We start from the raw sequence: 17,929 nt of genomic DNA, 5'->3' as shown, positions 1-17,929 counted from the left end.
AGGGGGGGAGGGAGAGGAATGCGTATATGCCCCAAGACAAGCCCGTAGAGGGCTTTATGAAGTCGGGCGGAACCTAGAAGAAGCCCAACTTGTTCGGATTGTAGCTGACCAGCATGTTTTTGGTCTGCTGATAGTGGTCGAGCATCATCTTGTGGTTCTCGCGCCCGATGCCCGATTGCTTATACCCGCCAAAGGCCGCATGGGCCGGATAGGCATGGTAGTTATTGACCCAGACACGTCCTGCCTGAATGTGACGCCCGAAGCGATAGCAGGTGTTCATATCCCGCGACCACACACCGGCACCGAGGCCATACATGGTGTCATTGGCGATATGGAGCGCTTCTTCTTCGTCCTTGAAGGTCGTGACAGAGACAACCGGCCCGAAGATTTCCTCCTGAAACACACGCATTTTGTTGTGGCCCTTGAGGATTGTCGGCTGGATGTAATAGCCACCGGCCAGATCGCCGTCGAACTTGGCCGCATCACCGCCGGTCAGAACCTCGGCCCCCTCTTCGCGACCAATGGTCAGGTAAGAGAGGATTTTCTCTTGTTGCTCGGAACTGGCCTGTGCGCCGACCATGGTATTGATGTCCCGTGGATCGCCTTGCTTGATGGCTTTCACGCGGGCAATGCAGCGTTCCATGAACTCCTCGTAGATGTCTTCCTGAATGAGCGCACGGCTCGGACAGGTGCAGACCTCGCCCTGATTGAAGGCAAAGAGCACAAAGCCCTCGACGGCCTTGTCGAGAAAGGCATCATCTTCGCGCATCACATCGGAGAAGAAAATGTTCGGGGATTTCCCACCCAGTTCAAGCGTCACCGGAATCAGGTTCTCGGTGGCATATTGCATGATCATGCGACCGGTTGCCGTGGACCCTGTGAAAGCGATCTTGGCGATACGCGGGGAACGCGCGAGCGGTGCACCCACCTCGGCGCCGTAGCCGTTCACGATGTTCAGCACCCCGTCGGGCAGCAGATCGGCAATCAGTTCCATCATCACCAAAATTGCCGCAGGGGTCTGTTCCGCAGGCTTCAGCACGATGCAGTTGCCCGCCGCCAGAGCCGGCGCGAGTTTCCAAGCCGCCATCAGGATGGAGAAGTTCCACGGGATGATCTGCCCCACAACGCCCAGAGGTTCGTGATAGTGATAAGCGACCGTATCCGCGTCGATCTCGGACATGGTGCCTTCCTGCCCGCGCAAAACCCCTGCGAAATAGCGGAAGTGGTCGACGGCAAGCGGAATATCCGCCGCCATGGTTTCGCGGATCGGCTTGCCGTTGTCCCATGTCTCGGCGGTCGCGATGAGTTCGAGATTTTCCTCGATCCGGTCTGCGATTTTCAACAGGATGTTGGAGCGTTCGGATGCACTCTTGCTGCCCCACGCTTCTTTCGCCGCATGGGCCGCATCCAGCGCCAGATCAACATCTGCTGCATCAGAGCGTGCAACTTCGCACACTTTCTCGCCGGTGATGGGGGTCACATTGTCAAAATAGCGACCATTCACGGGCGGGGTATATTTACCGCCGATAAAGTTGTCGTAACGGGATTTGAAAGGCGATGTGTAAATCGCACTTGTCTCGGATTGTACGTTCATGAATTTCCTCCTCATAGTCGGCATGACGTCCTCCACGCCAGCCTATGAGAGAAATGTGACCGCTCGCAGAAATCCGGTCACCCCCGAGTCGCCTAGCCGCAGCGCAGCAATGTCTCACCCCTGAGACAGGTGAACTCAGTTTTCGCCGTTTTCACCGATTCCGAGACGTTTCATCCGGCGATAAAGGGTCGCACGGCCAATTCCGAGCTCACGCGCCGCCGCCGACATATTGCCACCCGCCCGCGCAATCGCGCGTTTGAGCGCCGCCCGCTCGGCGCGTTCCAGCGCGGAACTCGTCGAATCCCGTCCCAGAATGTCCGAAGCCGGACGCGGATCAATCTTGCCACCAAGACCCAAGCCGAAGGCCCTCCGTGCCGCGCGGGTTGCACCCACGATCAGATCATCCTGGTCCACCGCAAGGAGAACCGCTCCTTCGGGTCGCTCTTCGGGGCCGGTGATGATCCGCGCTTTCGGGAACGCGGCGCGAAAGGCCTCCGTCTCGATCTGTTTGGCAGTTTGCGCCACAACGCCAGAGATCAACCGTGTATAGGCCTCCGTCTGATCCGCACGACAAGAGGACACATCAAGAGCCGCGATCAACTCTCCGTCCGGCCCGAAAATCGGCGCATCCATACAGGACATGACCGTGTTCCGGCTCATGAAATGTTCATCACGGTGAATGATAAGGCTGCGCGCCTCCGCAATACAGGTTCCGATCCCGTTGGTGCCCTCGGATTTTTCTGACCAGTCGAAGCCCGCCCATAAGCCCCAGTCCTGAAATGTATCACTGTCGGCATCCTTGGAACGCTGGTCGAGAATGACCCCGTCCCGATCCGTCATCAAAACGGAACAGCCTGTGTTGCCGACCATCTGGAATAGATGGTCAAGCTGTGGCGTTGCAAGGTCCATGAACCCTTCAAGCCGCGCGCGGCGTTCCTGTATTTCCATGTCGGAAAACCGCTTCGGCGCAGGTGTGCGGGTCGGATCCAATCCATGTTTCATCATCGAACGACGCCAACTGGCCGTCAGACGTGTCCCAACGTGATCCGATTCGACGGTAGAAATGATGTAATCTGCGTGACTTTTGCTCATCTAAGTCGCCTCCTCCCAAACGCGACGGCGACAAGCCTTACCATAGGGAAGGCCCAATCGCCAAATCTCGGTGTCGTGACCTCGTTGCATTGACGGACTCAATGAAAGGATCAAACGGGAAGCGCCGTGGTTTTGAACACCGTGCGCATGGCAAAGGAAGATTGCATGGTCTGCACACCGGGCAGGCGAACAAGCTGGCGATGTACCTCAGCAAAATGATCGGTGTCGGCGGCGACGACCTTGAGGATATAATCCGCTTTGCCCGCCATCAGATGACATTCGAGCACATCAGGCATGTTTTTCACAGCCTTCTCAAAAGCTGCCAAAATATCATCTGCCTGACTGTTGAGCGTCACCTCGACAAATACGGTCGCGCGACGGTCCAGGTGGCGCGGGTCCAGCAGCGCCACATAATCGCGGATGATGCCCTCTGACTCCAGCCGCTGCACCCGACGATGACAGGCCGAGCTTGAGACATTGGCCTCTTGCGCCAGATCAGCGTTAGAAATCCGGCCCCGCCGCTGCAAAATCCGCAAGATTCGGCGGTCTGTATCATCCATCTTTATCATTTCGCGCGTTTCGCCCACTCAAAGTAGAATCTTTGCAACAATGTCCCACGAATGTTCTTTTTCGACAAGCCGCGTCGGAAACATGTCTGCGGCGCGTATGATATATGTGTGTCCCTGCTGGAACCTCTTTGGTCCAGCAAAAAGGCCCGTTGGATCACTCCAACGGGCCAATTTTTCAGAATCTCAACGCTCTCACTTCTTGAGCGAGTCGCGGATTTCCAAAAGCACTTCCAACTCGGTCGGCCCCTTGGGCTCCTCGACGGCGGGTGCTTCCTCTTCTTTGGATTCGGCAGCTTCTTTCACCTTGTTGACATAACGCACCAACAAGAAGACCACCAAAGCGATGATCAAGAAGTTGATCACGGCCATGATGAACGACCCGTAAGCGAACAGAGATGCGCCTGCTTCGCGTGCAGCTTCCAACGAAGTGCCCGGTGCCACTTCACCCGAAATCACAACGTAACGGTTGGTGAAGTCCAAGCCACCGGTAAAGATGCCGATGATCGGGTTGATCAGATCCGCCACCATGGATTTGACGATCGCGGTGAAGGCCGCACCGACGATGATACCAACAGCCATGTCCATGACATTGCCTTTGGCGATAAAATCTTTGAACTCTTTGAGCATTGTCTTTCCCTCTTTTGTCCCTTGGGGCCTGCCCCCCTGATTGCAAGCGCTTTGGAACCGTTTGGCGCACAGTGCGCTCCGCAACCTTGCACATGCCTACCTGTTTTTTCGCAGAAGCAAAGCGCTATTTTAGGGGAAATCACCTGATTTTATCCCCGGAGCTTTCATGTCAAATACAGTCAATCACCCGATCACCAAACGCTGGCCCGCGCAATTTCCAGATAAAATCCAGCTTTACTCCTTTCCCACACCGAACGGGGTTAAGGCCTCTATCGCGCTTGAAGAAATGGGACTCGACTACGAGCCACATCTGGTGACGCTCTCGGATTCGGATGTCAAAAGCCCCGAATTTCTCGCGCTCAACCCGAACAACAAAATACCGGCAATCATTGACCCGAACGGGCCGGATGGCGCACAGATCGAACTGTTCGAATCCGGTGCCATTCTGATCTACCTCGCAGAGAAAACCGGAAAGTTCCTCCCGACCGATTCGAAAGCCCGTTACGAGACCCTCCAGTGGCTGATGTTCCAGATGGGCGGCGTCGGGCCAATGTTCGGACAGCTCGGCTTTTTCTACAAGTTCGCCGGCGCAAAGATGGAAGACCCCACTGCACGCAACCGCTATATCAACGAAGCCAAACGCCTTCTGAACGTGTTGGAGCAACGCCTCGAGGGGCGCGATTGGATTATGGATTCGTATTCCATCGCAGACATGGCCATCGCACCATGGCTCAACGCGCTGGATTTCTATGGCGCAAAAGAGGTTCTCGGCTATAACGACCTGAAAAACGTGCCGGCCTATGTCGAACGCTTCTACGCGCGACCTGCCGTTGCAAAAGCAAAGAACATCCCCCCGCGGCCTGAGTAATCAAACGGAATCCATCCGCACAGGACGACATCCGCGTTCCGTATTCGGGGCGCGGAGATTTCATGAGATCTAGCCTGACAACAGGGATTCAGGTTTCGCGCAAAACACAGTAGGTTGTTCTCAGAAACCTCCGAGAGAGCCCCCATGACAGATTTCTCATCCGACAGCGCCAGTATTCCGACAAGCGACACCTGGACCACACAACAGGTCACTCGACTGTTTTTCTTGGCAATTACGACCTACTTTCTCGCACAACTGGCTCTGCGCCTGATCCTTGGCGGCGCACTGGAAACCGATGAAGCGGAAATGCTGTTGATGACGCCGGGCCTACGTTGGGGTTATGGCCCTCAACTCCCATTGTATAACTGGCTTCAGACCGTCCTGTTTTCCGTATTCGGAGAAACCCTTTTCGCTCTGTCCCTCCTCAAGAACCTGCTGCTCTGGTCCACCTATGCCTTGTTGTTTGTCGGGCTTCGCGCCTTTGTCCCCGCACGGGTGGCCGCGCTGACCGCCCTGTCTCTGTTCCTTATTCCTGATATTGCCTGGGAAGCGGAGCGTGCGACGACCCATTCCAACATGCTGCTTGCGACAATCTCCGCAAGCATTGCCGCATTTCTCTGGGCGCTGAAAACCGGCCATTTGCGGCATTGGGCTTTGTTCGGTCTGGCTTTGGGGCTGGGCGGTATTGCCAAATACAACTTCTGGGCCATTCCAGTCGGGCTGGTGCTTGCATCCCTGTCGATCGAACACGCGCGCCGGAGCCTGCTCTCGAAACGCGCGCTCATCGCACCCGTTATCGCCGCAGTCGTCGTCGCTGGCCCCTATGTGTGGATGTTCAAAAATCCGGACCTCGCGCTGTCCTCCGTCGGAAAAATGGACCTGTCCGAAGCGGCTCACAGCCTTATTCCCGAGGGCGTCCCCCTCTATTTCCAAGGCATTGCCGCGCTTTTGATCCTGCCTGCGCTTGTCGCTGTCATATTGTGGATCGCTTCCCGCAAAAGGTCCGCCTCCGACGACACACGCTGGCCCGCCATCCTGTTTCTAAGAGCCGGAGCCATACTGGCCGTGATCGGCCTCGCAACAGTCTGGCTGGCAGAAGTGGGCCATATCACGCCGCGCTGGCTCCTGCCCATCGTCTTGCCTGTGGTGATCGGCCTTTTCCTGCATCTCTCACCCCGCCTCTCTCGACGCGCAGCACTTGGCTACCTTACCACACTCTGTCTCTTTGCTGTCTTGGTCTTCGTCGGCCTGACCTTCGACCGCTACAAGGACGGTGCGAGACGTGACCTCGACTTTGAACCGCTTGCCCAATTCATCGAAGAAATGAGCCTGCCGGAAGACACGCTGATCGTCGCCGATTTCTACATCGGCGGCAATCTGGCCCACATCCGTCCGGACTGGAACATTCGGCCGGATCTGCCTGCAAATGCCAAATCCGAACAAACAAAGCAGATCTTGCTTCTGAGCCGCACCGCAGGCAAGGGAAGCCATATGTCAAAACTCGCATCACAAGTCCGTTGGCCTTTTGCGGACCATGTAGACTATGGCGAAGAGCACCAGATCACACTTCCCTTTCTCCACGGCGAACGCACATTGCCGGTCCGGCTGCTTTACGGCACCTCACAATAAAAGAAAGCTGTAATAACCATGCAGACGTCTGAGGACACCCAACTCTCAAGAGCCTTCTTTCTTATCCTTCTCGCATATTTCAGTGTCCACGTCGTGTTGCGCACCGCGCTCGGTGGCACATTTGAATACGACGAAGCGGAAATGTTCGTCCTCGCGCAAGAGTATCATCTTGGTTACGGGCCTCAGACGCCGCTCTACAACTGGATTCAGGCATTCACCTTTGATGTATTCGGCCCCACAACTTTTGCAATCGCCTTACCCAAAAATATCCTGCTCTTCGCCACCTATGCCCTGACATTTGACGGCTTTCGACGTCTCCTTCCTGTGCGGACGGCCATAGCGGTAACGCTGGCGCTTTTGCTATTGCCGAACGTATCATGGGAAGGCCAACGCGCGGGATCGCACAGTATTGCAATGCTGGCCTTAATCGGTGCGACGCTGAATATCCTTGCCCGTCGTATTGCCGCCGCGCGAAGGGGAGATCATTTCCTGTCCCACGCGATCTTGCTTGGTGTCGCACTGGGGCTGGGAGGCATTACCAAATACAATTATTGGCTTTTTCCCCTGCCTCACCTCCTGACAGCAGGGCTTTTCCCCGACATCCGTCAGGCGCTCTGGCGCAAGGACCTCTGGTTAACCGTATTGGTAGCCGCGTCTCTTCTTGCCTTACCAATGCTCTGGGCCGTAACCCATCTAGAGATGACAGTCTCCGCGGCAGACACCCTTTATCACCCACCCGCCTTCAATGCGTTGCCCGCCCCGCTTCTGGGCGTGGCAACCATGTTTGCCGAAACGCTCGCGGCCCTTGCTCTGCTTCTACTCACACTACTCGCCACACGCCTACCCTTTGGGCGTCAGATGTTTTCGGTGGGACGCCCTGCCCCCTTATCTCTCTGGATGCTCACTTCCGGAATAACGGGACTTATTGCAATCGCCTTTCCAGTAATCGGCTTCGGTGTCACCGACGTGCAAGCCCGTTGGCTCATTCCGTTGCTGATTCCTCTGGCCTTCGGACTGATGATTTGGGTTACACCCACACTGTCATCACGAATCTTGCGTAATTTTTTCCGGTTTTGTGCCGCTCTTGCGCTTTTGATCATCGTAGCAATAGCAGACACCCGTCTACGTGGGGCAGGCAGCGACTCCCTGGACATTGAGACCCTTGCGCAAGCGATCGAACAAGACCTTCCCGAAGGCTCCAAGCCTCCAGCAGTAATAAGTTTTAATTTCTATTTTCCCGGAAACCTTAAATTCCTGCGCCCGTCATGGACAGCTTTACCGTCCCATCCCGGCGGAACAATTCCAGAAGATTTAACGCATGTTGTCGTGATCGGCACCACCAATCCGGAAAACATCATGGCCAAGCTCGCGATGCATGGGCTGACAGCACTGAATCCCGAACTTGGCCCTTTGCATACTGTTACCTTGCCCTATCGTTTCGAGGACGAAAAAACCCGCGATGTGCCTTATGGCATCATCCCGCTGAAAAATAACAAATAAAAAACGGCGCCCAATAGGCGCCGTTTTCCTAGCTTAGCTCAGACAAAACCTCAGCCGCGCAGCATGCCGCCGGTGGATTTCTCCACTTTCGCGATGATTTTTTGCGACAGGGCTTCGATGTCTTTCTCTTTGAGCGTTCCTTCAACCGGCTGGATACGCACGGTGATGGCCAGAGATTTTTTGTCTTCGCCCAGAGAGCCGCCGATAAACTCGTCAAAGATGCGGACATCTTCGATCAGAGATTTGTCGGCCCCGCCAGCGGCATTGATGACATCCAGCGCACGCACATCCTTGTCCACGACGAAGGCGAAATCGCGTTCTACCGCCTGAAGATCGTTGGTGAAGAAAGCAGAGCGGGCGATTTTGTTCGTCTTCGGCATTGGTGCTTCTTCGAGATAGACGGTGAAAGCCACAGCCGTGCCTTTCACACCCATTTCCTTGAGCACTTTCGGATGCAACTCACCAAATTCCGCCAGAACCTTCTTCGGGCCGAGGCAGATTTTACCAGAGCGCCCCGGATGGAACCACGGCGATGTGTCACGCAGGATTTGTGCTTTGGCGGGCGCACCGATGGCGGCCAGAACGGCTTCGGCATCGGCCTTGGCATCGTAAAGGTCCACCGCACGACGCTCGCCATGCACGTCTTTCGGCCCCGTTGCCCCGACGCGCACACCGGAAATTTGCCGACGCTGTTCGCCCGGTTCGCCACCGAAGAATGCCGGTCCACATTCGAACAGGTTCAAATCCGCAAACCCGCGTGCCTGATTGCGTGTCGCAGCCGCCAGAAGTCCGGGCAAAAGATCCGGACGCATGTGGCTCATCTCCGAAGAGATCGGGTTATCCAGTTTCACCGCATCCGTGCCACCGCCAAACAGTTCGGCGCTTTTCTGGTCGATGAAGCTGTAGGTCACACATTCGTTGAACCCGAGCCCCGCCGCCTGATGGCGCGCCTTGCTTTCGCGCACCTGCATGGGGGTCAGGATTTGCTTGGCCACACCAGAGGGCCGTGTCATCGGCTTCGGCTCAAGATGGGTCAGGCTCTCGACACGGGCGACCTCTTCCACGAGATCGGCCTCGCCCAACACATCCGGACGCCAGCTTGGCACCTGCGCCATGTCGCCATCCATCACAAAGCCCAAGGCCTCAAGAATAGCCACCTGACGTTCCGCCGGAATGGTCATGCCGACCAGAGATTGCACACGGTCGGTATCGAGATGATAGGCGCGGGACACGTCCGGCACCTCGCCTGCGACAACGGCTTCGGACGCCTCGCCACCGCAGAGCGCCACAATCATCGCGGTCGCGTCATCGAGCGCCTGCATGTTGTAGGCCGGATCAATGCCGCGTTCGTTGCGATAGCGCGCGTCGGAATTGATCTTGAGCGCACGCCCCGCCTTGGCGATGTCGAGCGTGTTCCAAAACGCCGCCTCGACAAACACATCCACGGTCTCGTCCGTGCAGCCGGTTTCAAGCCCGCCCATGATGCCGCCAATACTTTCGACCTTCCCGCCGGAGAAAATACACATCGCGCCTTCAGGCATGGCGTAAGTTTTCTCGTCGAGCGCCAGAAGCTCTTCGCCCCCTTTGGCGCGGTCAATCACCAGACCATCTTTCACCGTCGCTGCGTCAAAGACGTGCAGCGGGCGGTTGCGGTCATAGGTGAAGAAGTTGGTCACATCGACCAGAATGGAAATCGGGCGCAGACCAATGGCGGTCAGGCGGTCCTGCAACCATTTCGGAGAGGGGCCGTTCTTCACACCTTTGATCACACGACCGGCGAAAACGTGACAACCGTCTTTAGCAGCCTCCGTAATCTCCACCGAAATCGGATTGAGGAATTTTGCTTCCACCGTCTCGGCCTTGAGCGGTTTCAACGTCCCGAGACCACGCGCCGCCAGATCGCGGGCAATGCCATACACGCCCAGCGCATCGGGGCGGTTCGGCGTAATGGCAATCTCGATCACCGGATCGACTTTGGCCGGATCATGCTCGGCCAGATAATCGGCAAACTCCATGCCGATCTCGCCGCCCTCCAGCTCGATAATGCCGTTATGCTCGTCGGAAAGCTCCAACTCGCGCTCGGAGGCCATCATCCCGTGACTTTCGACGCCGCGAATTTTGCCGACGGAAATGGTGATGTCGAGGCCGGGGATATACATGCCCGGCTTGGCCAGAACAGCCGTGATCCCCGCCCGCGCATTGGGTGCGCCGCAGACGATCTGGGTCATGCCCTCGTCGGTCTCGACCTGACACACGCGCAGTTTGTCTGCGTCGGGATGCTTTTCGGCCTCTTTGACCTTGACCAGCTTGAAGCCCTTGAGCTTTTCACGCGGGTTCTCGACGCCTTCGACCTCAAGCCCGAGATCGGTCAGGGCGTAAAGGATGTCATCGAGGCTCGCCTCGGTTTCGAGATGCTCTTTGAGCCAGGAGAGTGTGAATTTCATTGTTTACTCCATTTGGCTACGACTGTTTTAACAAGCGCTTTCCTCCGAAAACGCGTGTGTGATGCCAAATCTTTTTTCATTTCCTTCAACAAAGCCCTCTGACTTTGCAGCAAATTCTCATATTTCGCGCGAACAATCCCTCGCCCTTCCTCAAAAGACGAGTAATTTGTATTGAACGAAATTTTCCATGCACGGAAGGCTTCGTCACATTTGTCCAGAGCTGTGACAACATTGTCCGGTGCCAACAAGAACACTTGATCTCTCAAGCAATAAAGGCCGACTTCACGCTCTTCCATCCCGAAGAATTGTTTAGCCTTTTCCGCGAAATCATCATCGTCCAGCATAGGTTGAGCAAACCGGAGTTCTGTTAGAGCAGCGGTATACTCTGCATAAAGGCGGCGCAATTCTTCCTTTTGCTTAGTCTCATGATCAATGAGCTTCTGCCAACGATAGACAAAAGTCGCCACGATAATTGTGACTAAGCCAAGAAAGAACTGGCCTATACTCACCCGTGAATCCCCCCGGCCAAAGTCGGCGTGCCCAGTGCACTAAAGCCGTAGTGGCGCAACCAGCGCAGGTCGGAATCAAAGAACGCCCGCAGGTCGGGGATGCCGTATTTCAGCATCGCCAGACGGTCGATCCCCATGCCGAAAGCAAAGCCCTGCCATTCCTTCGGGTCGATCCCGCCGGATTTCAGAACATTCGGGTGCATCATACCGGAGCCCAGAACTTCGAGCCAGTCGTCGCCCTCGCCCACGGTCACGGTGCCGTTTTCCCATTTGCACTGCACATCCACCTCGGCGGAAGGTTCCGTGAAGGGGAAGTGCGATGCGCGGAAGCGGGTTTTCACCTTGGTGCCGAAAAAGGCGGTGTAGAATTCTTCGAGCACCCATTTCAGGTTCGCCATAGAGATGTCCTTGTCGATGGCCATGCCTTCGACTTGGTGGAACATCGGCGTGTGTGTCTGGTCATAATCCGACCGATACACGCGGCCCGGCGCGATGATGCGGATCGGTGCGCCTTGGTCGAGCATGGTGCGGATTTGCACCGGCGAGGTGTGGGTCCGCAGCACGTTGGGCGCGCGTTCGTCGCCTTCGGCGCGGTGCATGTAGAACGTGTCATGCTCCTGACGGGCCGGATGGTGCGGCGCAATGTTGAGCGCGTCGAAATTGTGCCAGTCATCTTCGATCTGCGGCCCTTCGGCCACGGCAAAGCCGAGATCGGCGAAGATGGCATAGATTTCTTCGGACACACGGGAGATCGGGTGGATCGTGCCTTGCGGACGCCCGCGCCCCGGCAGGGTCACATCGAGCCATTCCTCCGCCAGACGTGCATCCAGTGCAGCATCCTCCAGCGCGACCTTTTTGGCGGCCAGAGCGGAGTTGATTTCATCTTTGAGTGCGTTGAGCTTCGGCCCCATGACCTGACGCTCTTCGGGGGTCATTTTCCCCAATTCACGCATCTTGAGTGCCACTTCACCCTTTTTACCAACCGCTTGCAGACGAATGTCTTCGAGCGTGGCCTCGTCCCCCGCTTGCAAAATCGCGGTGAGATATTTGTTCTTCAGATCGTCCATCCCGAACCCTCTGTTCCATGTCCCCCGCTTGGTATCACGGGAGGCCCAAAAGACAAGAAGCCGCGAGACCTCGAAAGGTCCGCGGCTTCAAAAATGTTCGTTCCCGAATAGGGGAGCTTACGCGAGCGCGGCCTTCGCCTTTTCGACGATGGCTTCAAACGCAGCAGGCTCGTGCACGGCGAGATCGGCGAGAACCTTACGGTCCACTTCGATACCGGCGAGCGACAGGCCGTTGATGAATTTGGAGTAAGTCAGCGCTTCGTCATGCGAACGCACAGCAGCGTTGATACGCTGGATCCACAGGGCGCGGAAGTTACGCTTGCGGGCCTTACGGTCACGCGTTGCGTATTGGTTCGCCTTGTCGACGGCCTGCGTTGCGGTGCGGAAGTTCCGCGAACGTGCGCCATAATAGCCTTTTGCGGCTTTGATGACTTTACGGTGACGGGCGTGGGCGACGGTACCACCTTTGGTGCGGGACATGTGTCTCTCTCCTCTTAGCGGTCGTAGGGCATGTAGGACTTCACGATCTTCGCATCAGGTGCGGAGAGCGTGGTCGTACCACGTGCGTCACGGATAAATTTCGTGGTGCGTTTGATCATGCCGTGGCGTTTGCCGGCTTGACCCGCTTTGACCTTGCCAGAGGCGGTCATTTTAAAGCGCTTCTTGGCGCTCGACTTCGTCTTCATCTTAGGCATTTCCATCTCCTTATAGTTTCGATGGTTTATCGCGCGACTCGGCATGCCATACCGCCGGACGCGCCCCATGAGCCGGTGCCATTACAGGCCCTGAGCGGCCTTGGCAAGGCTTGAGAGGTTCATTTCCTCAAAAAATCCATGATTCCGACCATCACACGCAAGACGGCATGTGGAATGTCGGCAAAGCTGTAACCAACCGGATGCAAGATCAGTGCTGCGACGAACATCACACCACCGATCACAATCATGCCTGTGGCAAATTTCGGGGACAGGCTTTCGGAATAGGCTTTGATGGCATTGGGCACGGCGAGCAAACAGATCACCATGCCCAATACAAGAAGAAAGTCCGTATTCATCGCGACCCGCGCGCCTTATTCGGGGTCGGAGTTGAAGATCAGGCGTTCTTCACAGGGGGCAACACGCAGGATGTTGGTCGAGCCCGGCTGGTTGAACGGAATCCCCGCGACGACGACGATCTTGTCCTCCTCGGTTGCAAAGCCCGACGTCCGCGCCGCGCGCGCTGCATTGACCACAGCCATTTTGAACCGCTCGACTTCGCCCGTCATGACGCAATGCATCCCCCAGTAGAGGCAGAGCTTGCGTGCAGTGTTGCGACGCGAGGTCATGGCAATGATCGGCACATGCGGGCGTTCACGGGCGGTCAGCGCCGCCGTTGTGCCACTCTCGGAATAACAGACGACGGCTTTGACATCGGTGTTTTCCGCAATCTCGCGGGCTGCCGAAACAATCGCATCAGCCGTGGTGGTTTTCTCGATCCCCGCACGCGAAGCATCCAGAACGTCGCGGTAGACCGGATCACTCTCCACTTCGACCGCGACATTGTTCATCGTGGTCACAGCTTCGATCGGATAATTGCCCGCCGCAGATTCAGCCGATAGCATGATCGCATCCGCGCCCTCATAGATGGCGGTCGCCACGTCGGACACTTCGGCGCGTGTCGGCATCGGGCTTTCGATCATGCTCTCAAGCATCTGGGTCGCCACGATCACAGGTTTCGCCACAGCACGACACCGGCGTGTCAGGCGTTTCTGGATCGGCGGCACGGCTTGCACAGGCAGTTCAACGCCCAAATCGCCACGCGCAACCATGATGCCATCGGAAACAGCCAGAATATCTTCAAACGCATCAACCGCCGACGGTTTCTCGATCTTCGCCAGAACAGAAGCACGGCCCTTCACAAGCTCTCTGGCTTCGAGCACATCCTCGGGACGCTGCACAAACGACAGCGCGAGCCAGTCGACACCCAGTTCGCAGACAAATTCGAGATCCTTACGATCCTTCGGCGACAACGCGGCAAGCGGCAGCACCACGTCCGGCACGTTGACCCCTTTGCGATCGGAGATCGTCCCGCCGACCATCACGATGCAATTCGCGTAGTCGTCGCCGCAATCTTCGACCTTAAGGCGAATCTTGCCGTCATTGACCAGAAGAGACGCGCCCGGTTTGAGTGCGGCAAAAATCTCGGGATGTGGCAGTTGCACACGGTTCCCGTCACCGGGTGTATCGTCGAGATCAAGGCGGAATTTATCGCCTTCTTCGAGATCATGTGCGCCGGAGCCGAATTTTCCCACCCGCAGCTTCGGCCCCTGAAGGTCGGCCAGAATGGCAATCGGACGGCCAAGGTCGGTCTCGATTTTGCGGATGATGGCATGTCGCGCACGAATTTCTTCGTGATCACCGTGGCTCATATTCAGACGGAAGACATCGGCACCTGCTTCAGTCAAGGCGCGGATGGTCTCGTAATCATTGGAGGACGGGCCCAACGTGGCCACGATCTTCACATTCCGAAGGCGTCTCATATTGCCTAAAGTCCTTTTCGGTCGTTTCAACTTGTCACGGGCCATCTTCTCTATGCCCCAAATGTTAGCGCTGCACAACTGGCCCTGCGGCGCGAAAGGGCTTAATGGAGGTATGAAACCAAAAGGTGACGCGAAAATGACCTCTAACGCTCCTTATCACATCGAAGGACAGGATCGGCCGGGCCGCTGGCTCATCACCTGCGATCATGCAACCAACCGCGTGCCCGAAGAAATCGGTCCCGATCTTGGCATCAGCGCCGAGGATATGGCCCGCCACATCGCCTATGACATCGGCGCGCTGGGTGTAAGCCGCAGCTTGGCTGACAAACTCGGCAGCCCGATGATCCATACCGATTTTTCCCGGCTTGTGATCGATCCCAACCGCGGCGAGACAGACCCGACACTGGTGATGAAACTCTATGACGGAACCATCATCCCGCGCAACCGCCATGCTGATGCCGCAGAAGTGGAGCGGCGGCTGGAGTTGTTCCATCGTCCCTATCACAACGCCTATGCGGCACTCTGCGCGAGGCGTGACGACGTGGTCATCTGCGCTGTCCACAGCTTTACCCCGCAACTGCAAAACCGTCCCCGCCGCCCGTGGCAGATCGGTATTCTTTCGGCCTATGACAGACGCTTCACCGATCCGTTCATTGCCGCGCTTGAAGCCTCCGAAATTCTGCAGGCCGAAGCCGAAAAGCTTGGCGAGCGACTTATCATCGGCGACAATGAGCCCTATGACGGACACCTGCCCGGCGATGCCATTGACCGCCACGCCCTTCACCACGGGCGGCTCAACCTATTGATCGAACTGCGCTCCGATCTGATCGAAACACCTGCGCAGCAAGCACACTGGGCCGCACTTCTGGCCCCCATTCTTCAAGACACGCTCCAAAAGACAGGATTGTAACCATGCCCCATGTTGTCATCGATTTCGCAGAAGGCCTCGAACGAAACCACGATATCTCACGTCTTTGCGAAGAAGTTTTCGACGCACTTGTTCTTGACGTCGAAGTGAATGCGCCCGCGCTCAAAGTGCGCGCACGTCCTCAACCCTATTTCAAGATCGGCACCGAGCCGGACACTTTTGCCCACGCCACGCTCTATCTGCTGGAAGGCCGCAATGATGCGACAAAGGCACGGCTTTCCGATATTGTGCTCAAAGCGATGGACGGGGTGCTGCCCTCGGTCGGTAGCCTCAGCGTCGACGTGCGCGACATGAACACCGCGGCCTATGCCAAACGTCTGAAGGGATGAGAAATGCCGGAGATTGACGACAAGACGATGGTCGAAATCGAAGCCGCTGCCTTCCGCACCCTGCGCGACCATCTGATGAACAAGCGCCCCGATGTGCAGAATATCGACATGATGAACCTCGCAGGTTTCTGTCGCAACTGTCTGTCACGCTGGGTGCAAGAAGCCGCCAACGCACGCGGAATCGAAATGTCGAAAGCCGAGGCCCGCGAGCTTTACTACGGCATGCCCTATGAGGACTGGAAAGCCCAAAGCCAGACAGAGGCCACACCCGAACAGAAGGCAGCATTCGACATCGCCTTTGCCGAGAATGTCGGCCCGAAAGAGACATCATGAGCCCTGTTGACCAGCTTGCACAATTCACCCGAGAGGCATTGCTCGCCGGTCAAAGCCGCGACGAGATTGCCACGGCGCTGCGCGAGGCCGGATGGGCAGAAACCGAGGTGCAGGATGCCTTGGGGGCTTGGGCCGAAACCGATCACATCCCACCCGTGCCGCGCCCGCGTCCTTATGTGTCGGCAAAAGAGTCCTTCTTTTACGCGCTGATGTTCGTGGCTCTGGCCATGACCACGTGGCATATCGCATCTCTTGGTATGGAGCTTGTGGAGCGCTTTTTTGACGAAAGTCACGCCTATATTCTCAATCGCTCGCTACGTTGGTCCATCGCGGCCATCATCGTGTTCTTCCCGCTCTTTATGCTCCTGCAACGCAGCGAGACCCGCACCCTACATCGGGACCAGAGCCGCCGTCGCTCCGTAGTGCGCAAGTGGTTCGGCTATATCGCGCTTTTCGTCTCTTCCATGGCGCTGTTGGGCGACCTCCTGAGTGTTGTCTATGCCTTGCTAAACGGCGATCTGTCCCTCGTTTTCACCTTGAAACTTGCGGTTGTCGCAGCCGTCGCCGGCACGGTCTTCGGCTATTACCGCAATGCGATGAAAGACGCAGAGAATGACCTTTGAAAGCTGGCCGCAAATTGCACTCACCGTGCTGGCATTGGGCGCAGTGGCTGCGGGGATTGCCACGGTTGGCGGTCCGGACGCGGCGCGGATCGAAAAGCGTGACGATCAACGCCTCTCGGAAATGCGCACCCTTGTCTGGCACACCCAATGTCTTGCGCGAGAAAACGGGAACACACTCCCAGACATGCTGACCGAAACCGATACATGTCCTGACAAACTGGCCGAAGATGCCCTACTGCGCACCGAGGGGTATCGCTATCTCAAAGTCGACGAGGCCTCTTTCAAAATTTGCGCAGATTTCGAAGACATCGAATCCTTGCAAAAACGGCGACCCGCAGAGGCGCTTGACGGGTCCGGCTGTCGCACTGCAAATCTTTGAGCGCAAAGAAAAGGCCCGCCAAACCGGCGGGCCTCATTACATCAATATCCGCGTCCATCAGATCGCTGTTTTCAGCATCTCTTCAACGTAAATTTCACGCAGGCGCTTGGCGATCGGACCAGCCTTACCATCCGCCACAGTCACCCCATCAATTTCGATCACCGGCTGGGAAAATCCGGTTGCGGAGGTCACAAAGGCCTCATCCGCAGCTTGCGCCTCAGCAATTGTGAAGGGGCGTTCTTCGATCTTGATTTGCGCCTCTTTGGCAAAGCGCAAAATCGCTGCGCGGGTGATACCGTGCAGAATGTCAGTGGACAGCTGACGGGTGATGATCGTGCCATCTTTGACGATATAGGCGTTGTTCGCATAGCCTTCGGTGACAAAACCGTCTTTCACCAGCCACGCATCGGAACAACCCGCTTTTTTCGCCTTCATTTTTGCCATCGACGGGTAGAGCAATTGGGTGGTCTTGATGTCGCGGCGCGCCCAGCGCAGATCCTCGACAGAGATGACCTTGATCCCCTCATCCATGACTTTGGAATTCAAAAGCGGCTTGGCGAAGGTAAAGAGCACGATACCGCCAGACACTTCTTCCGGATCAGGCCAGACGAAATCGCGATCCGTGCCGGCACCGCGTGTGATCTGGAGATAGATACCGCCTTCGTCGAGATCATTTTTCGCAATCAATTCACGGTGGATCGCAAGCAGATCATCCATCGTGACGGGGGAAACCATTTCAAGCTCGGACAAGGAGCGTTCCAGACGGGCTTTGTGCCCTGCGAAATCAATCAGCTTGCCGCCGATTACAGAGGTCACCTCATAGACCGCGTCCGCCATCAGGAACCCGCGATCAAAAATGGATACTTTAGCCTCGGTTTCCGGCAGGTATTCGCCGTTCACATAAACGGTGCGGGTCATGTCTT

At 56.7% G+C, this 17,929-nt stretch carries 20 protein-coding genes; 8 read left to right on the top strand and 12 right to left on the bottom strand.

Features of this window, described 5'->3' with window-relative positions; translation table 11 throughout:
• Positions 1-73: 73 nt before the first annotated feature.
• From adh to mscL, 4 genes are all read right to left on the bottom strand, one after another.
• The gene (gene adh / locus KO492_RS08415; RefSeq protein WP_216044541.1) at positions 74-1,594 is read right to left on the bottom strand and encodes an aldehyde dehydrogenase; all 1,521 of its coding nucleotides are present in this window, start codon (positions 1,592-1,594) and stop codon (positions 74-76) included.
• A 135-nt stretch (positions 1,595-1,729) separates the two neighbouring features.
• On the bottom strand, positions 1,730-2,686 hold the full coding sequence (locus KO492_RS08410; RefSeq protein WP_216044540.1) for a GAF domain-containing protein: 957 nt from the start codon (positions 2,684-2,686) through the stop codon (positions 1,730-1,732).
• Positions 2,687-2,796: 110 nt separating this feature from the next.
• A complete protein-coding gene (locus KO492_RS08405) occupies positions 2,797-3,252 on the bottom strand; it encodes an Lrp/AsnC family transcriptional regulator (protein WP_216044613.1) in 456 nt (151 codons plus the stop codon).
• A gap of 195 nt (positions 3,253-3,447) precedes the next feature.
• Positions 3,448-3,882, bottom strand: a complete 435-nt coding sequence (gene mscL, locus KO492_RS08400; RefSeq protein ID WP_216044539.1) for a large conductance mechanosensitive channel protein MscL — start codon at positions 3,880-3,882, stop codon at positions 3,448-3,450.
• 166 nt (positions 3,883-4,048) lie between these two features.
• Here mscL and KO492_RS08395 point away from each other — a divergent pair, with 166 nt between their 5' ends.
• The 3 genes from KO492_RS08395 to KO492_RS08385 all read left to right on the top strand — a co-directional run bounded on the left by KO492_RS08395 (position 4,049) and on the right by KO492_RS08385 (position 7,879).
• The gene (locus KO492_RS08395) at positions 4,049-4,750 is read left to right on the top strand and encodes a glutathione S-transferase N-terminal domain-containing protein (RefSeq protein ID WP_216044538.1); all 702 of its coding nucleotides are present in this window, start codon (positions 4,049-4,051) and stop codon (positions 4,748-4,750) included.
• Between the two features lie 144 nt (positions 4,751-4,894).
• On the top strand, positions 4,895-6,379 hold the full coding sequence (locus KO492_RS08390) for an ArnT family glycosyltransferase (protein WP_216044537.1): 1,485 nt from the start codon (positions 4,895-4,897) through the stop codon (positions 6,377-6,379).
• An 18-nt stretch (positions 6,380-6,397) separates the two neighbouring features.
• Positions 6,398-7,879 carry an ArnT family glycosyltransferase gene (locus tag KO492_RS08385; protein ID WP_216044536.1) on the top strand — a complete coding sequence of 494 codons (1,482 nt, stop codon included), beginning with the start codon at positions 6,398-6,400 and terminating at the stop codon, positions 7,877-7,879.
• 50 nt (positions 7,880-7,929) lie between these two features.
• On the opposite strand, the gene pheT is transcribed toward KO492_RS08385, so the two are convergent.
• From pheT to pyk, 7 genes are all read right to left on the bottom strand, one after another.
• Positions 7,930-10,323, bottom strand: coding sequence for a phenylalanine--tRNA ligase subunit beta (pheT, locus tag KO492_RS08380; RefSeq protein WP_216044535.1), 2,394 nt, complete (start codon positions 10,321-10,323; stop codon positions 7,930-7,932).
• Positions 10,320-10,832: a hypothetical protein gene (locus KO492_RS08375; protein ID WP_216044534.1), complete on the bottom strand. Its 513-nt coding sequence runs from the start codon at positions 10,830-10,832 to the stop codon at positions 10,320-10,322. Before KO492_RS08375 ends, pheT begins: the two co-directional genes overlap by 4 nt.
• Positions 10,829-11,899: a phenylalanine--tRNA ligase subunit alpha gene (gene pheS / locus KO492_RS08370; protein WP_066602409.1), complete on the bottom strand. Its 1,071-nt coding sequence runs from the start codon at positions 11,897-11,899 to the stop codon at positions 10,829-10,831. The genes KO492_RS08375 and pheS overlap by 4 nt, the downstream gene beginning before the upstream one ends.
• Positions 11,900-12,016: 117 nt before the next feature.
• Positions 12,017-12,379: a 50S ribosomal protein L20 gene (rplT, locus tag KO492_RS08365; protein ID WP_066602411.1), complete on the bottom strand. Its 363-nt coding sequence runs from the start codon at positions 12,377-12,379 to the stop codon at positions 12,017-12,019.
• A gap of 14 nt (positions 12,380-12,393) precedes the next feature.
• Complete coding sequence (gene rpmI / locus KO492_RS08360) at positions 12,394-12,594, bottom strand: 50S ribosomal protein L35 (RefSeq protein WP_066602414.1); 201 nt, start codon at positions 12,592-12,594, stop codon at positions 12,394-12,396.
• Between the two features lie 119 nt (positions 12,595-12,713).
• Positions 12,714-12,950, bottom strand: coding sequence for a hypothetical protein (locus tag KO492_RS08355; protein WP_066602416.1), 237 nt, complete (start codon positions 12,948-12,950; stop codon positions 12,714-12,716).
• Positions 12,951-12,965: 15 nt separating this feature from the next.
• Positions 12,966-14,414: a pyruvate kinase gene (gene pyk, locus KO492_RS08350; RefSeq protein WP_216044533.1), complete on the bottom strand. Its 1,449-nt coding sequence runs from the start codon at positions 14,412-14,414 to the stop codon at positions 12,966-12,968.
• A gap of 136 nt (positions 14,415-14,550) precedes the next feature.
• Between pyk and KO492_RS08345 the strand changes: the two genes are divergently transcribed.
• The 5 genes from KO492_RS08345 to KO492_RS08325 are packed head-to-tail and all read left to right on the top strand — an operon-like array spanning position 14,551 to position 17,006.
• A complete protein-coding gene (locus KO492_RS08345; protein ID WP_216044532.1) occupies positions 14,551-15,324 on the top strand; it encodes an N-formylglutamate amidohydrolase in 774 nt (257 codons plus the stop codon).
• Positions 15,325-15,326: 2 nt separating this feature from the next.
• Positions 15,327-15,671: a 5-carboxymethyl-2-hydroxymuconate Delta-isomerase gene (locus KO492_RS08340; protein ID WP_216044531.1), complete on the top strand. Its 345-nt coding sequence runs from the start codon at positions 15,327-15,329 to the stop codon at positions 15,669-15,671.
• A gap of 12 nt (positions 15,672-15,683) precedes the next feature.
• Positions 15,684-16,004: a DUF1244 domain-containing protein gene (locus KO492_RS08335; RefSeq protein WP_216044612.1), complete on the top strand. Its 321-nt coding sequence runs from the start codon at positions 15,684-15,686 to the stop codon at positions 16,002-16,004.
• Complete coding sequence (locus KO492_RS08330; RefSeq protein WP_216044530.1) at positions 16,001-16,627, top strand: DUF5671 domain-containing protein; 627 nt, start codon at positions 16,001-16,003, stop codon at positions 16,625-16,627. Before KO492_RS08335 ends, KO492_RS08330 begins: the two co-directional genes overlap by 4 nt.
• Positions 16,617-17,006: a hypothetical protein gene (locus KO492_RS08325; protein WP_216044529.1), complete on the top strand. Its 390-nt coding sequence runs from the start codon at positions 16,617-16,619 to the stop codon at positions 17,004-17,006. The genes KO492_RS08330 and KO492_RS08325 overlap by 11 nt, the downstream gene beginning before the upstream one ends.
• Positions 17,007-17,063: 57 nt before the next feature.
• Here KO492_RS08325 and KO492_RS08320 read toward each other — a convergent pair whose 3' ends face one another.
• Positions 17,064-17,924: a D-amino-acid transaminase gene (locus KO492_RS08320; RefSeq protein ID WP_216044528.1), complete on the bottom strand. Its 861-nt coding sequence runs from the start codon at positions 17,922-17,924 to the stop codon at positions 17,064-17,066.
• Positions 17,925-17,929: the final 5 nt, after the last annotated feature.

It is taken from the genome of Celeribacter halophilus (genome assembly GCF_018860305.1).
In the GTDB taxonomy this organism is placed as follows: domain Bacteria; phylum Pseudomonadota; class Alphaproteobacteria; order Rhodobacterales; family Rhodobacteraceae; genus Celeribacter; species Celeribacter halophilus_A.
The sequence above is the reverse complement of the archived record's forward strand: the minus strand, read 5'-3'. Positions and strand labels throughout refer to the sequence as shown.